The organism is Rouxiella sp. T17 (assembly GCF_036663475.1).
Taxonomy (GTDB): domain Bacteria; phylum Pseudomonadota; class Gammaproteobacteria; order Enterobacterales; family Enterobacteriaceae; genus Rouxiella.
Genome location: NZ_JAWUEA010000030.1, coordinates 60,472 through 76,877, shown reverse-complemented (window position 1 = coordinate 76,877; position 16,406 = coordinate 60,472). Strand labels below are relative to the sequence as shown.

Annotated in this window: 12 protein-coding genes; 2 read left to right on the top strand and 10 right to left on the bottom strand. The window is 52.3% G+C overall.

What is annotated here, in order from left to right; translation table 11 throughout:
* Positions 1 to 1,054: 1,054 nt before the first annotated feature.
* From argE to SC206_RS10785, 4 genes are read right to left on the bottom strand one after another with little or no spacing between them, the layout of a single operon-like run.
* Positions 1,055 to 2,203, bottom strand: a complete 1,149-nt coding sequence (argE, locus tag SC206_RS10800) for an acetylornithine deacetylase (RefSeq protein WP_332737033.1) — start codon at positions 2,201 to 2,203, stop codon at positions 1,055 to 1,057.
* Positions 2,196 to 2,870: a DUF1028 domain-containing protein gene (locus SC206_RS10795; RefSeq protein ID WP_332737031.1), complete on the bottom strand. Its 675-nt coding sequence runs from the start codon at positions 2,868 to 2,870 to the stop codon at positions 2,196 to 2,198. The genes argE and SC206_RS10795 overlap by 8 nt, the downstream gene beginning before the upstream one ends.
* Positions 2,867 to 3,337, bottom strand: coding sequence for a RidA family protein (locus SC206_RS10790; RefSeq protein WP_332737029.1), 471 nt, complete (start codon positions 3,335 to 3,337; stop codon positions 2,867 to 2,869). The genes SC206_RS10795 and SC206_RS10790 overlap by 4 nt, the downstream gene beginning before the upstream one ends.
* A gap of 27 nt (positions 3,338 to 3,364) precedes the next feature.
* On the bottom strand, positions 3,365 to 4,642 hold the full coding sequence (locus SC206_RS10785; RefSeq protein ID WP_332737027.1) for a flavin-containing monooxygenase: 1,278 nt from the start codon (positions 4,640 to 4,642) through the stop codon (positions 3,365 to 3,367).
* 267 nt (positions 4,643 to 4,909) lie between these two features.
* Here SC206_RS10785 and SC206_RS10780 point away from each other — a divergent pair, with 267 nt between their 5' ends.
* Entirely contained in the window at positions 4,910 to 5,350 is a 441-nt protein-coding gene (locus tag SC206_RS10780) for a GNAT family N-acetyltransferase (protein ID WP_332737025.1), read from the top strand.
* Between the two features lie 105 nt (positions 5,351 to 5,455).
* On the opposite strand, the gene otnC is transcribed toward SC206_RS10780, so the two are convergent.
* The 4 genes from otnC to guaB all read right to left on the bottom strand — a co-directional run bounded on the left by otnC (position 5,456) and on the right by guaB (position 10,616).
* Positions 5,456 to 6,094 (bottom strand): 3-oxo-tetronate 4-phosphate decarboxylase, encoded by a 639-nt coding sequence (gene otnC / locus SC206_RS10775; protein WP_332737023.1) that lies wholly within the window; start codon positions 6,092 to 6,094, stop codon positions 5,456 to 5,458.
* Positions 6,095 to 6,123: 29 nt separating this feature from the next.
* Positions 6,124 to 6,891, bottom strand: coding sequence for a DeoR/GlpR family DNA-binding transcription regulator (locus SC206_RS10770; protein ID WP_332737021.1), 768 nt, complete (start codon positions 6,889 to 6,891; stop codon positions 6,124 to 6,126).
* A 377-nt stretch (positions 6,892 to 7,268) separates the two neighbouring features.
* Complete coding sequence (gene guaA / locus SC206_RS10765) at positions 7,269 to 8,846, bottom strand: glutamine-hydrolyzing GMP synthase (protein ID WP_332737019.1); 1,578 nt, start codon at positions 8,844 to 8,846, stop codon at positions 7,269 to 7,271.
* A 303-nt stretch (positions 8,847 to 9,149) separates the two neighbouring features.
* The gene (guaB, locus tag SC206_RS10760; protein WP_332737017.1) at positions 9,150 to 10,616 is read right to left on the bottom strand and encodes an IMP dehydrogenase; all 1,467 of its coding nucleotides are present in this window, start codon (positions 10,614 to 10,616) and stop codon (positions 9,150 to 9,152) included.
* A gap of 182 nt (positions 10,617 to 10,798) precedes the next feature.
* Between guaB and xseA the strand changes: the two genes are divergently transcribed.
* Complete coding sequence (xseA, locus tag SC206_RS10755) at positions 10,799 to 12,175, top strand: exodeoxyribonuclease VII large subunit (protein ID WP_332737015.1); 1,377 nt, start codon at positions 10,799 to 10,801, stop codon at positions 12,173 to 12,175.
* Between the two features lie 112 nt (positions 12,176 to 12,287).
* Here the strand turns inward: xseA and katE are convergent, their stop codons facing one another.
* The gene (gene katE / locus SC206_RS10750) at positions 12,288 to 14,546 is read right to left on the bottom strand and encodes a catalase HPII (RefSeq protein WP_332737013.1); all 2,259 of its coding nucleotides are present in this window, start codon (positions 14,544 to 14,546) and stop codon (positions 12,288 to 12,290) included.
* A 251-nt stretch (positions 14,547 to 14,797) separates the two neighbouring features.
* Positions 14,798 to 16,279, bottom strand: coding sequence for a ribosome biogenesis GTPase Der (gene der, locus SC206_RS10745; RefSeq protein WP_332737011.1), 1,482 nt, complete (start codon positions 16,277 to 16,279; stop codon positions 14,798 to 14,800).
* Between the last annotated feature and the right edge of the window lie 127 nt (positions 16,280 to 16,406).

Here is a 16,406-nt window from a genome sequence, read left to right as displayed (position 1 = left end):
AGATTCCGGTTTTTAATAGCGAATAATCCCGTAGATTATTCACTCCATCTCTTGAACGGTCTCAGGAAAATAATGATGAAACCGTATTGAATCTTTTAAGCCGCCAAGTTAATAACCCGCTGTTATTATTTGTTGTCATTGCAACGGAGTATCACGTCATAAAGGGAAAACCCTTTTTATAGCTGAATAATTTTTTCAATCTGGTGGAGGAATAAATGCCAACATCATCAGTAGGAAGCTGACGAAGCCGTAAGTTTCAGTCGATTTGTTACTTTGAGTGACCATTCACTCATCAAGTAATCTACTCATGAAATCATTAAAAACGGCGGTATCACTTAACAAATTAACTTAAGGCTAACTTATAACTTACACTTTGCAAGACACACTAACGCATAATTTACACTTTGAAAAATAGGCAACGTCAATCCATAAACCACAAATCAATCGCCTAAACCAATCAAAGCAGAAGGGAATGTTTTCTTCGTGGCGGCAAACGCCAGAAAATCTTCAGAAAAAACGTTCTTACCTTTTTAGCTGGTAAATTTAAATAGAATTAACAAGCTGATTTACCTCGATAAAAAATTAGCACCTTGCTGCGTGAGAACTATTTCCGTCTTGAAAAAGGCCTTTTTGTAGAACATTAAGAGAAGAGAGGAAAATTGACAAAATAAAGTTTCGTCAAGAAACTATTCATTTCTTAATGTTTTAAATTAGCTTATACATCACAAAAATTTCATACTTAATATGAGACTTAACTCATGCTGAATCGTTAAGTATGGCAGGCATATTCAAGACAAGGTATAGTCGCCACTTCTCTTTATTAGATAAATTAATGACATAGCAAAAAAGCGTTTATTTCGCGACGAGAAAGAAATTTCATGAATATATTGAGGGTGATCATCATCACAAATTGAATAAAAGGGGCTGCGCACTATTATCGCCCAGTAAAAACCCCTTTTATGTGAAAGGATAATTTTTGCTATTTTTTCGTGACGGGGACTAAGCCTTCATAACAAGGAACGGATAAGCTGTCTGCAAATAATCGGCATCTGTATTAAGCTTTCATCCACAGGCGCAGGTTTTCCAGCATTAACTGACAACGTTGCAACTGATCGCAACTAACAAACTCATCCGCTTTATGCCCCTGATCCATGCTGCCAGGTCCACACACCAGCGTCGCGACGCCCGCTTCATCAAACAAACCGCCTTCCGTTCCAAAAGCCACGGTTGAAAATTCATTACTGCCACACCACTCTGCCAACCAGCCCGCAAATTCAGACTGCGGATCGGTCAGCAAACCCGGATAGCGACTAAGCGGAGTAAAAGTGATGGCGCTACTTTCGGCGCGCTGTTTCATGTGCGGCAATAAATAGTCGTCGGCATAGCGCTGTAATTCGGTTATCACCGAATCGACCTGCTCCTCAGGCAAGTGGCGAATTTCAAAATCAAACTGGCAATCCTGCGGCACGATATTTAACGCAGCACCGCCGTGAATCGTGCCCACTTGCAGCGTGCTGTAGGGCGGATCAAAACGGGCATCCTGCTTTTCCGCCAGCACCTCTCCCAGCGCAGAAAGCTTGTTAATTAGCCGCGCGGCGTATTCGATAGCATTGACGCCGCGTGGCGCATAGGCGGAGTGACAGGCGTGACCCTGCACCTGACAGCGCATCGCCAGCTTGCCTTTATGACCATAAACTGGCCGCATTTCCGTAGGCTCGCCAATGATACACAGCGCAGGTTTTTCAGGCGAAGCCTTGAGAAAATCGACTACACTCCGCACGCCAAGGCAGCCGACCTCTTCATCATAAGAGAACGCCAAATGCAGCGGCATCCGCAGCGGCTGGGCCAAGAAATCGGGCACGGCGGCCAGCACGCAGGCGATAAAGCCTTTCATGTCGGCACTGCCACGACCGTAGTAACGCCCATCATGCTCAGTTAATTCAAAGGGGGGAAACGTCCACCGCTGGCCGTCGACGGGTACCACGTCGGTATGTCCGGAAAGCATGACGCCGCCGTTACCCACTGGCCCAAAGCGTGCATAAAGGTTGGCTTTTCTGCCGCTATCATCATGAAAGAGCTGGCTTTCGATCCCTAACTCCGTCAAGTGTCGGCGAATAAAATCAATCAATGCCAAATTGGATTCGCGGCTGGTGGTATCAAAGGCCAGCAGTTTTTCCAGCAGCTCGCGCACTCCTTTACTCATCGCCCGGCACGCCATAACTTGGCGCATCGCGTGGGTCGAGTGCGCGAGTGATGTAAGCCTCCATCTGTGGCTCATAGGCCAGCCACAGCGCGTTTAGCTCGTCGATGGGATTATTTTCACTCCAATCGACGCGTAAATCGACGATTGGCCAGCTGTGATCGCCAACGATTTTCAGCGCCGCTGAATGTACGGGTCCCGCTTCGCCACCTTTGACCATTGCCGCCTGCATCGCCGCCATCAAACGTTGGGCTAAAGAACCCGACGTGTTTTCAAAGGCACTGACCATTGCAGTAATAACCGATTGATCCGCCAGCATATTACCGGCGGCGACGCAGCCTTCGCCCTGCACGGTATGATAAATGCCCAGCGTTTTCTCACCGCTGAACACGGCGCTTTCACCCAGAAGATTAATCACCGAGACCTGACGGTATTCGCTGAAGACGTTGCCCGCCAAGGCCTGTTGCAAGGCGCTTTGCGGGTCGTTGCCATTATTCAGCGCGGCTAAAATCGTTTGGCCGAGCGCGGGCAGAGTAATATTCTGGCTGGAAACCGCGCCAACGCCCGGCAACAACCACGGGCAGCGCGCGCCCACGGCGATGCTCGATGAACTCAGCGCAATGCCAAGCTGTCCCGTTTCTGCACAGCGGGCGGCGATGGAAAAGGTCATACGCGCTCCTTCGCAGCAGAATTGCTTAATAAATCATTATTAGAATCAGCAACATAGTCATCCGGGATCACGGCAATAATATCGATTTCCATCAGCCACTGCGGCTGCGCCAACGCCGAAACCACAATGCCGGTCGAAATTGGAAACACGCCTTTCAGCCATTTTCCGACTTCCTGATAAACCGGCTCGCGGTAACGCGGATCGATAATATAGGTGGTGGTTTTGACGATGTGTGACAGATCACTGCCCGCCTCGAGCAGCAGCTGTTTGGCATTTTTCATCGCCTGTTCAGCCTGCGCGCGCGGGTCGCCGAGCCCAACCAGATTCCCCTCAAAATCGGTCCCGACCTGACCCCGAACGTAAACGGTATTTCCAGCACGCACGGCCTGACACAGGTCATTGTCCAGCGTCTGATTCGGGTAAGTCTCTTTGGTATTAAACATGCGAATACGGGTATGCGTCGGCATCGGGTAAATCCTCGTCGAAAAAGCGGGTTAGATTTCACTCTGGCGCGGATCGGCTTCGCGATAGGCACCGTATTGGCGTTGCGTAGCGATGTGATCGGCGATGTATTTTGCGTCGTGCCACACGCCCCAGATAAAGGTTGAGCCGCGACGCGACAACCACGGCAGGCCGAGGAAATAAACGCCCGACTCGCTGGAAACGCCGCGCTGGTGGCGAGGCTTGCCCTTTTCGTCGAAGGCCGCAACCTGCAACCAGCTGTAATCTGCGACGTAACCCGTGGCCCAGATAATCGAGGTGATGCCCGCGTCGGCAAAATTCAGCGCCAGCGTGGGGTGGGTCATGCACTCAGGATCCGGCAAGAAATGACGCGCTTCCGGCTCTTCGGGTAGCGATAAACCGTTGCGCGCGACGTAGGCGTCGGCGGCATCGAGCAATGAAAGATAGTTTTCATCGCCGCGATTAACGTTATCAGTCAGATCGGGCTGGAAGGTCACCACGCCATCGGTGAAATCTTGGGTCAGGCCGACCAGATTTACGCCCTGCTTCGCCAAACGACGGAAATCGACGGTATGACCGCCCCGCGCCCCGCTCACGGCAATGGTTACGTGCTCTTTGCCCGGCTGGCTGGCCGCCGCGTCCCAGAGACCCAACACGCCAAGCCACCAGCAGAAATCTCGATTACGGTACGCGCGCGGCGGACGATCGTGAGGTCCGACAGAAAGATAGACTTTTTTGCCCGCGCGTTGCAGTTCATCGGCAATTTGCACGCCCGACGAACCTGCGCCGACCACCAGCACGCCGCCTTCTGGCAACTGCTGCGGATTTCGGTACTGCGCGGAGTGGATCTGCAATACCGCCTCATCGTTTGGCGCAATGGCCGGGATAACCGGACGCTGGAACGGGCCGGTCGAGGCGACAATTCGATGGGCTTCAATCAGACCTTCAGAGGTTTCGATACGAAAACCCGGGCGGCCTTCGTTGCGCGTCACCCGCAATACTTCAACGCCTGTGCGGATCGGCGCGTCATATTTTTGTGCGTAATCGGTAAAATATTCGGCGACCTGATCTTTTGGCACAAAGCCGTCCGGGCCGACGTGTTTAAATTCCATGCCAGGAAAACGGTCGTGCCACGCCGGACCGTTGGCGACCAACGAATCCCAGCGGCCGGTAATCCACGCTTCGGCGATGCGATTTTTTTCAAGCACCAGATGAGGAATGCCCAGCGTGGTCAAGTGTTCGCTCATGGCAACGCCCGCCTGCCCGGCTCCCACTACCAGCGTATCGATTATTGTTACTTGCTCTGTCATGTCTGCGTCCTATGAATGGCGGAATTGAGAAAAAACTCACCGCCTCGTGGGACCCAGCCTATTGAACCGCTCTGAGTTGGTAAAATATTATAAATCTTGTGACTGAGCATAAAATTATGATGCTCTGCCGGCCGGAAGTTGCTTGACCGATTTTGCTGGCGCGCAAACTTCCTCACCCGCTCGTTAAACTTTTAGCAAAAACGCGTTACCCTACATACTGAACATGCTGATTTTTGCCGAGCGCATTATTGTTGCAAGGAGCTCACGTTGCCTATTCAGATCCGCCCTTATCAGGAAGCCGACCGGCCTTTTTTACGTACCCTTTATTTGGCGTCTCGGAAAGCCGCCTGGACTTGGCTCGACAGCAGCGAGTGGAAACTGGAAGATTTTGATCGCGCGGTCATCGGAGAAAAGATTATTGTGGCCGAACGTGACGGGAAAATAGTAGGTTTTGCGTCGATTGAGCTGCACGAGAACTTTCTGCACAACTTATTTATTGACCCAGAATTTCAGGGTCAGGGCGTGGGAAGTCATTTAATTGGCGTGGTGGAGCAAAACTTTACCCGCACCGGCGCCCTGAAATGCTTGACCAAAAATGAAAAATCTATCGCCTTTTACCAGCATCGCGGCTGGGAAATTATCGCCTCGGGTGAAAGCCCCAAAGGCGAGTACTATCTGTTTCACTTTAAGGTGACGCGTAAAAAATAGCCTGAAATCAGGTTTTCAGGCTGACTGAGATCTGAGCTCAACCTGAGTGAAACCTGAGTAAAGTCTGAGTAAAGTCTGAGTAAAACCTGATTTTTACTTTATCGGCTACCAGCGCGTGCCAAACACCTGCGCCAGCTCGTCGAGACTTTCTTGCGACAGCGGCGCAGGCTTTTCAGATAATAATCCCCACAGCCGCGCCGTCTCTTCCAACTCTTCGAGCGCAAAACTGGCTTTTGAAACCGAGCTCTCCCACACGACCGGCCCTAGCCTTTCAAGCATGACGCCGCGCACCCGATTTGCCAGCGCCGCGACCTGCTCGGCGACTTCCGGCGCGCCCGGTCGACAATAGTTAATCAACGGAATTTTGCCGACTTTCATCACCTGATAAGGGGTAATCGGCGGCAGAATCGTCTCCTGACTCCACACGCCCGCCAACGTTAGCGCCACCAACGCCGTAGAATGCGTATGTAAAACGGCGCCCACGCCTGGATTATTGTCGTAAACCTGTCGATGAAGCAGCAACGTTTTGGAAGGCTTATCGCCCGACAGCCACTCGCCGCTGAGGCTTACCTTGGCGATAGCGGCCGGATCGAGACGCCCTAAACAGGCGTCAGTCGGCGTAATCAACCAGCCGTCGTCAAGTTTGGCGCTGATATTGCCCGCGCTGCCCACGATATATCCTCGCGCAAACAGGCTGGCGCCCGTTTCGCAAATCTCTTCACGAATACTGCTTTCTGCTGACATGAATGCTCCCGAGATTGATGTGAATGTTGTTAAACATCGACAATATGCAGCTTGATGGACCGGTCGCGAATGGCGCTCCTGTCTTCATCAGGCAATAACGAGTCGGTGATAATCTCCTGCAAATCAGCGAGCGGGAAGATTTTGTATTTCCCATATTTCCCGTATTTACTGCTGTCGCTGATTAAAATATTGCGCCTTGCCACGCTGAGTACGGCCTGTTTGACGATGGCTTTGCCTTCATAAGGCGTCGAGACGCCGTGGCGTAAATCCCACGAGCTGCTGCTGATAAAGGCGACGTCTATGTTTAACGATTTCAAAAATGCCGCCGCACAGATGCCCACCGTCGAATAGTTGCGTTTATCGACCTCGCCCCCGACGTGAAACAGGCTGATCTGGGGTTTATCCATCAGGTATTGCGAGATGGAAAAATCGTTAGTGATCACGGTGAGATTAAAATTGGCGGCCAAACAGCGGGCAATTTCAAAGGTGGTGGTTCCGGCATCGAGATAAACCACCAGCCCATCTTCTACACAACGCGCGGCGTACCGACCCAACGCCATTTTACGACCGTGGTGCAGCTGGGCTTTATCCTGATAGGTAAGCTCCTGCCGCAAGGCCTCACTCAGCCGCACTCCGCCGCTAACGCGCGTTATCTTGCCCTCTTTCTCCAGCTCCTCGACGTCACGACGAATCGTCATGTGAGAAACACTCATCAGTCGGGCAAGATCGTTGATAGCCGCGACCTGCTTCTCATGGACATAGCGAAAAATATAGTCGCGCCTTTCGGTCGGTAACATAGCGTTCTCATCGTTAAAAAATGGTGGGGTGTACACGCACCCTAACAGGATGAAAAGCATGCTTCACATTATATTTAACGATAATTCACATTTATAGGGGAGAGATCACAGAGTGCGTGGAAGGGAAACGAAGGGGTAGTTATATTATTTTTATGTTTTTCAATAAATTAAAATAATAAGCTTGAAAATATAATTCACATAAATCTGTTAACCATGAACACCAAAGCACAATAATTCACACCTCAATGACTCTTAATCAATGTTATCCCGGTCAATCACATGATGTTTAATTTATCAATTTCGAGTAGAAAAAAAGCCCCCTGTTTTCACAGAGGGCCTGATTTGTTAGCGGCATAAGCCATTAACTACTCGCGAAATTATTCCCACTCGATAGTCGCAGGCGGTTTGCCCGAGATATCGTAAACAACGCGGGAAATGCCGTCGACTTCGTTGATGATGCGGTTTGAGCAGCGGCCAAGGAAATCGTATGGCAGGTGTGCCCAATGTGCGGTCATAAAGTCGATGGTTTCCACTGCGCGCAGTGAAACAACCCAGTCGTATTTACGGCCATCGCCCATCACGCCTACCGAACGAACCGGCAGGAAGACGGTGAACGCCTGGCTGACTTTGTTGTAAAGATCGGCTTTGTGCAGCTCTTCGATGAAGATAGCATCGGCGCGACGCAGCAGGTCGCAGTACTCTTTCTTCACTTCGCCCAGCACGCGCACGCCCAAACCTGGACCCGGGAACGGGTGACGGTAAAGCATGTCGTACGGCAGGCCCAGTTCCAGACCGATTTTACGCACTTCGTCTTTGAACAGCTCTTTCAGCGGCTCGACCAGACCCAGCTTCATCTCTTTCGGCAGGCCGCCCACGTTGTGGTGAGATTTAATAACGTGTGCTTTACCGGTCGCAGAAGCGGCTGATTCGATTACGTCTGGGTAGATTGTACCCTGCGCCAACCATTTCACGGCGTCTTGCTTGCAGGCTTCTTCATCAAAGACTTCAACAAATACGCGGCCAATGATTTTACGCTTGGCTTCTGGATCGTTTTCGCCCGCCAGCGCGGTCAGGAAGCGATTTTCAGCGGCAACGTGAACAATGTTCAGACCAAAACGGTCACCGAACATTTCCAGTACCTGATCGGCTTCGTTCAAACGCAGCAGGCCGTTATCGACGAACACGCAGGTCAGACGATCGCCAATGGCGCGGTGCAGCAGCATCGCGGTGACAGACGAGTCAACGCCGCCAGACAGGCCGAGGATCACGTGATCGTCGCCAATCTGCACTTTCAGACGCTCAATCGCATCTTCGATGATTTTAGCCGGAGTCCACAGCGCTTCACATTCACAGATATCAATGATGAAGCGTTCCAGCATGCGCAGGCCCTGACGGGTGTGCGTCACTTCCGGGTGGAACTGTACGCCGTAGAAGCGTTTTTCTTCGTTGGCCATAATGGCAAACGGGCAGCTTTCCGTGCTGGCAACGGTAACAAAGTCGGCAGGAATGGCAGTGACTTTATCGCCATGGCTCATCCACACGTCAAGCAGCGGCTTATTGTTGGCGCTCAGTGCGTCTTCAATGTCGCGAACCAGCGCGCTGTTGGTCTGCACTTCAACCTGTGCATAGCCAAATTCACGCTCGTTTGAGCCTTCAACGTGACCCCCCAACTGCATTGCCATGGTCTGCATGCCGTAGCACACGCCCAGAACAGGCACGCCGGCTTCGAACACATACTGCGGTGCGCGTGGGCTGTTATGTTCGGTGGTGCTTTCCGGGCCGCCAGACAGGATGATGCCGTTCGGATTGAATTCACGGATTTGAGCTTCGGTCACATCCCAAGCCCAGAGTTCGCAATACACACCGAGTTCACGAACGCGACGTGCTACCAGCTGAGTATACTGGGAACCGAAATCAAGGATAAGAATGCGATGCTTATGAATATTTTCACTCATGCGGGTGATTTTCCAGAGCGTTAAAGTTTTAAAGAAAGTAACTAAGAAACTGATAACCCGGCCTAAACCGGGTTTAACACAGGCTCGATTCAATCGATTAATCAACTCGATCTAATCAATCAACTCGATTCAATCAATCAACTCGATCTAATCAACTCGATCTAATCAACTCGATTAAGGAGTCAGCGAGCTAAGGTGAGACAAGGCGGAATCGGACGCAAAAGCGCAGTTTACATGAGTAAATGAGCATTTTAAGTCCGGTTTCAACGCAGTATCACCGACGCGCAGCAACTCCGAAAAATATTAAGAACCCATGCGATAGTTTGGCGACTCTTTGGTAATAGTGACGTCGTGGACGTGACTTTCCTGAATACCGGCACCGCTGATGCGAACAAATTCAGCCTTGGTGCGAAGATCCTGGATAGTAGCACAGCCGGTCAGACCCATACACGAACGCAGGCCGCCCATCTGCTGATGCACGATCTCTTTCAGGCGGCCTTTATAGGCAACGCGACCTTCGATACCTTCCGGTACCAGTTTGTCGGCGGCGTTATCGCTCTGGAAGTAACGGTCTGAAGAGCCTTTGGACATCGCGCCCAGTGAACCCATGCCGCGGTAAGATTTGAATGCACGACCTTGATACAGTTCGATTTCGCCCGGAGACTCTTCGGTACCTGCCAGCATGCCGCCAACCATCACGCAGCTTGCGCCCGCGGCGATGGCTTTGGCGATGTCGCCGGAGAAACGAATCCCGCCGTCAGCGATGACCGGAATACCGGTGCCTTCGAGAGCTTCAACCGCGTCGGAAACAGCGGTGATCTGTGGTACGCCAACGCCGGTAACCATACGCGTGGTACAGATTGAACCCGGGCCGATACCGACTTTAACCGCGCTCACGCCTGCGTCTGCCAACGCTTTCGCGCCTTCGCCGGTAGCAACGTTGCCGCCGATGATTTGCAGGTCAGGGTATTTTTGACGGGTAGCACGAATACGTCCGAGAACGCCTTCTGAGTGGCCGTGTGAGGAGTCAATCAGCAGCACGTCAACGCCGGCCGCGACCAGCGCATCGATACGCTCTTCGTTACCCGCACCCGCGCCAACCGCAGCGCCGACACGCAGGCTACCGTTTTCGTCTTTACAGGCGTTAGGTTTACGCTCTGCTTTCTGGAAATCTTTAACGGTGATCATACCGATCAGGTGGAACTGGCTATCAACAACCAGCGCCTTTTCAACGCGTTTTTCGTGCATTTTCTGCAGGACAACTTCGCGCGCTTCGCCTTCTTTCACAGTAACCAGACGCTCTTTCGGGGTCATTACTGCGGTAACAGGCTGCTCCAGATCGGTAACAAAACGCACGTCACGACCGGTAATGATACCGACCAGCTCGTTCGCTTCAGTCACGACAGGATAACCGGCAAAGCCGTTGATTTCGGTGAGTTCTTTAACCTGACGCAGGGTGGTAGAAGGCGTCACGGTTTTAGGATCGGCAACAACGCCGCTCTCATGTTTTTTCACGCGACGGACTTCTTCAGCCTGACGTTCGATAGACATGTTTTTATGGATGAAACCCATCCCGCCTTCTTGCGCCAGGGCAATAGCCAGGTTCGCTTCGGTAACGGTATCCATGGCTGCAGAGAGCATAGGAATGTTCAGACGGATTTTAGCGGTCAGCTGCGTGCCCAAATCGGCAGTATTCGGCAGCACTGTGGAATGAGCTGGTACAAGGAGGACGTCGTCAAACGTTAGAGCTTCTTTCTTTAAACGTAGCATGGGCAATATCTCACCAAGATGGTATGCGGAGAAAAGATAAAATATTGCAGCGAGAGTATACAGGCACTTAATCGTTTGCTCTAGTACTATTTCACATTTCTGATAAAAACTTCTTGATTACCTCGAATCTGCCTGTAGTATCGATTGATTAACCCTCTGTTTTTAAATTCGATCCGGGTCACATGCCGCTACCTTCTTCGCCCCCAATTTTTACTGTCAGCCGCCTAAATCAGACGGTGCGCGAAATGCTGGAAAACGAGATGGGTCAGATCTGGCTCTCCGGCGAAATCTCCAACTTCTCGCAACCCTCTTCCGGCCACTGGTATTTCACGCTCAAAGATGCCCGTTCGCAGGTCAAATGCGCGATGTTCCGCAACAGTAATCGTCGCACCACTTTCCGTCCGCAAAACGGTCAGCAGGTTCTGGTGCGCGCTTCCGTTACCTTGTATGAGCCGCGCGGTGACTATCAGCTGATAGCCGAAAGCATGCAGCCTGCGGGCGACGGCCTGTTGCAACAGCAGTTTGAGATGCTCAAGCAAATGCTGTCGGCGGAAGGGTTGTTTGATGCCGAACACAAGCAGCCGCTGCCTGCGCCCGCCAAATGTGTTGGCGTGATTACCTCTGCCAGCGGCGCGGCTTTGCACGATATTTTACAGGTGCTCAAGCGCCGCGACCCTTCCCTGCCGGTGGTGATTTATCCGACGGCGGTTCAGGGCGTTGATGCGCCGTCGCAAATTGTTCGCGCGATTACCTTGGCCAACCAGCGAAAAGAGTGTGACGTGCTGATTGTCGGGCGCGGCGGCGGTTCGCTGGAAGATTTATCGAGTTTTAACGATGAACGCGTAGCGCGGGCGATTTTCGCCAGCCATCTGCCTATCGTCAGCGCCGTCGGCCATGAAACCGACGTCACGATTGCCGATTTTGTTGCCGATTTACGCGCGCCAACGCCGTCCGCCGCCGCTGAATTGATCAGCCGCAACCAGCTTGAATTGCTGCGCCAGATTCAGTCGCAGCAGCAGCGGCTGGAAATGGCGATGGACTATTATCTGGCGCAGATGGCGCAACGTTTCACCCGATTAAACCATCGGCTTCAGCAGCAGCATCCGCATTTACGTCTCGCGCGTCAGCAAACCGCGCTTTTCAAGCTGCGCAGTCGTCTTGACGAAGCAATGCAAAATCATTTGCGACGCCTGTTGCGCCGCACGCAGAGCCTGCAACATCGCCTGAGCCAGCATCAGCCGCAGCGTCGGGTTCATCAGATGCAGCAGCGGGTGCAAAAACTGCAATACCGGTTGCAGCAGGCGATGTCAGCCCGGCTTGGCGAGAGTCGTCAGCGTTTCGGCACGGCCTGTACCCAGCTTGAGGCGGTAAGTCCGCTGGCAACGCTGGCGCGTGGTTATAGCGTGACCACCACGCCGAAAGGTGAATTGCTGAAAAATACCCAGCAGCTTACAGAAGGCGATCGTCTCAAAACGCGCCTTGCCAACGGCTGGGTTGAAAGTGAGGTGGTGCAGATCACGCCGTGGGAAAGTAAACCTAAAACGCGCCGAAAGGCCTGATCCTCCTCTTCCCCGACACTTATAAAAACGCCAATAAAAAAGCCCTCTGATGAGTTAATCACCGAGGGCTTTTTACTGTTTACCTGTTTACCTTCTTAACTTAAGCAGACAATTAAGCAGGCACTTCCTGCGCGGCGGCCTCTCGTGACCAGACGCGGTGTTTCTTCAACGCTTCGACAAAGTTGTCGGTCAACAGGTTCGCGTCGTCTTCGACCAGCACGCCTTCATCCGGCGTTGGCAGCGGCAGAGACTGATAAAGTTCCAACGCGTCGCCCTGTAAACCTATTGCTTTCAGGTGTTTAAACGCCTGCAGCAGATAGTTTTTAGCGTTGCCGTTTTTCTTCAGCACGGCAATACTGTCGGCGCCGGTTGGCACGATAACCGCATCGACGGTCACCGACGGATTGCCTTCGATGGTGCCATCAACTTTCAGCGCGTTGCCCTGCAAGGTTTTAACATTGCCAAGGTGCGGCGCAAAAAGCTTGGTATGCACGCCTAACGCATTGAGCTCGGTGACAATTTTCTCTACTGAATCGCCACACACGCCATCGGCCACCAGCAGCGCGACCTGACGTGATTTCACCGGATGGATTTTATTGGCGTACAGGCTCAGCGCCTCGTCACTGTCGAGACCGCTAACCGCATCGGGAACCGGATGCGCCAGCTGTTCCTGAGTCAGCTCGATGCCCAGATTTTTCGCCACTTTGCTGGCTAACTCTTTATCGATATAGGTAAGCTGGTCGACCGTGCGTTCGCGGATCCACGGGCGCACCACTTTGCCTAATTCGAAGCTAAACGCTCCCACGATGTGCGCCTGCTCCGTCGCCGTCTGACTCTGCCAGAATAGGCGTGGATGCGAATAATAGTCGGCAAAGGTTTCGCTGCGACGACGAATTTTCTCGCCGCTTAACGCCTGTGGCTGAGTCGCAAATCCGCCGTTGGCCGCCGCCGGTGGCGTTTCACGCGGCCAGTTATTGTTCAGCGAGTTTGGCTCATAGTTTGGCGCGCCAGAAATGCTCATGCGATGCATGCCGTCGCGCTGATGGTTGTGGAACGGGCAAACCGGTTTGTTAATCGGGATTTCATGGAAATTCGGCCCGCCAAGACGGCTGATTTGCGTGTCCAGATAGGAGAACAGGCGGCCTTGCAGCAGCGGATCGTCAGAGAAATCCAGCCCTGGCACGATATTGCCCGGACAGAAAGCGACCTGCTCCGTCTCGCTGAAATAGTTGTCCGGATTGCGATCCAACACCATTTTACCGACGATTTGCACCGGCACCAGCGACTCGGGGATCAGCTTCGTGGCGTCCAGAATATCGAAATCAAATTTCTCTTCGTCTTCTTCGGGAATGATTTGCAGGCCCAACTCGTACTCTGGGTAATCGCCTGCTTCAATCGATTCCCACAGTTCGCGACGATGGAAATCGGGATCACGGCCGGTCAGCGCCTGCGCTTCGTCCCAAATTAATGACGCCGCGCCGCAGGTTGGTTTCCAGTGGAAGCGCACAAAGTGGCTCTTGCCTTCGGCGTTAATCATTTTATAACTGTGGATGCCAAAACCTTCCATCATGCGATAACTGCGCGGAATACCGCGATCGGACATCGCCCACATCACGTTGTGCAGCGTTTCGGGTTGCAGCGAAACATAGTCCCAGAAGGTATCGTGCGCGCTCTGCCCCTGAGGGATTTCATTGTGCGGCTCGGGTTTTACCGCGTGGACGAAATCGGGGAATTTGATCGCATCCTGAATGAAGAACACCGGCGTGTTGTTGCCCACGAGGTCGAAATTGCCTTCCTGGGTATAAAACTTGGTGGCGAATCCGCGAATATCTCTGACCGAGTCAGCAGAACCGCGTGAACCCTGCACCGTCGAAAAGCGCACGAAAACGGGCGTCTTCAGGCTTGGATCAACCAGAAAACCCGCCTTGGTCAAGGTTTCAAGCGACTGATAAGCTTGGAAATAGCCGTGAGCCGCCGCGCCGCGCGCATGTACTACCCTTTCAGGGATACGCTCGTGGTCAAAATGGGTAATTTTTTCACGCAGAATAAAGTCTTCGAGCAGCGTGGAGCCGCGAACGCCTGCTTTCAGGGAATTCTGGTTATCGGAAATACGAATGCCCTGATCGGTGCGCAGCGCCTGATTTTCCGGATAATCGCGGTAAGGTTCTAACTGTTCCAGCTTGTCATTGGTGACCGACGGATTTTTATCCGAGCCGGGCGCGGTAGGCTCTGCGCCGGGCGGGCTCACCTCGTTTTGAGGTTTAAGCGGTGCACCTGGAGGTGACGTATCGTCCAAATGCGGTTTTACAGAATCTGTCTTATGTTCTGAAACGTGCTTCTTGCCCTGTACGTTTTCATTATTATCTGACATTCACGACACTCCTCAAATGGATCATTAAAAACGAGTAACCCAAAAATTATAGTCCCTATAACCTGTATTGTTACTTAACTCGGGCCAAGTGAAGAATAATTAACCAATAATGAGTAAACGTGCTGGAGTAAGAGGTGAAAAGGCAAAAAAAAACTGCATCGCGCAGGTTCAGACCAGAGGCCGAAATGCGGGATGCAGCTTTATTTTAAGGCGCCGATTTATGTGAAAGCGACGCGTTAATGTTTTTGAATTTACTTCTTCTTCAGGTGCGACATCAGGCGTTTACGTTTACGCATCTGGTTTGGCGTTAACGGGTTACGCTTGCCTTCAAACGGGTTCTCACCCTCTTTGAATTGAATGCGGATTGGCGTACCCATAATTTCTAATGAACGACGGAAATAGTTCATCAGATAACGCTTATAGGAGTCGGCCAGATCTTTAACCTGATTACCGTGGATAACCACGATCGGTGGGTTATAACCCCCTGCGTGTGCATATTTCAGCTTCACACGACGGCCATTAACCAGTGGCGGCTGGTGATCGTCAGCGGCCATTTGCATGATACGGGTCAGCAGCGAGGTGCCCACACGTTTCGTTGCGCAGTTATAGGCTTCGTTAACTGATTCGAACAGGTTACCTACACCGCTGCCATGAAGCGCAGAGATGAAGTGAATGCGGGCGAAGTCGATAAAGCCAAGACGCATATCAAGGCTGTCTTTCACCTGATCGCGCTGCTCTTGAGACATGCCGTCCCACTTGTTCACCACGATCACCAGCGAACGGCCGCTGTTGAGGATAAAGCCTAGCAGCGAGAGGTCCTGATCTGAAATCCCTTCACGGGCGTCGATCACCAGCATCACCACGTTGGCATCTTCGATAGCCTGCAACGTTTTGATTACCGAGAACTTCTCGACGGTTTCAGTCACTTTTCCGCGCTTACGTACACCGGCGGTGTCGATCAGCACGTATTCGCGCTCGTCACGGACCATCGGGATGTAAATGCTGTCACGGGTGGTGCCCGGCATGTCGTAAACGACCACGCGGTCTTCGCCGAGAATACGGTTGGTTAAGGTCGATTTACCCACGTTAGGGCGACCCACGATGGCCAGTTTGATAGGCAAAGTGGTTGGGTCGAAATCGTCTTCAACGTCTTCAGGAATGGCGTCTTCGTCGCCCAGTTGCTCTGCCCAATAGGCCGCGTTGGCCTCTTCTTCGGTCAGCTCGACTTCTTCCGGTTTTTCACCGACGAAAGGCACCAGCACGTGTTCGATAAGTTGCGTCACGCCACGGCCGTGGGATGCCGCGATAGCGTACACCTCGCCAAGACCCAGCGAGTAGAAATCGGCGGTCGCGCTGTCTGCGTCAAGACCGTCGGTTTTGTTGGCAACCAGGAAGGTCGCTTTCTGACGGCTACGCAAGTGCTGAGCAATGCCCTGATCGGCAGGCATCACGCCCGCGCGAGCATCGACCATGAACAGCACGATGTCTGCTTCTTCGATAGCCAGCAACGACTGACCCGCCATGCGGGTTTCAACGCCGTCTTCGGTACCGTCGATACCACCGGTATCAACGATAATAAATTCGTTACCCTCGATCTCGGCACGACCATACTTGCGGTCACGCGTTAGCCCGGGGAAATCCGCCACCAACGCATCACGCGTCTTGGTCAAACGGTTAAATAAGGTGGATTTACCCACATTCGGGCGCCCAACTAGCGCGACGACAGGTATCATTTTTGGAGCCTCATTTTTTTACAACCAACAAATTGCTCATGACCCGAAGGTGCAGACAACCCATCGCTGTAATGCAAATCATTAAAATTCAATTTCTTACAACAGAAAAGGATAACCATTCTTGCTG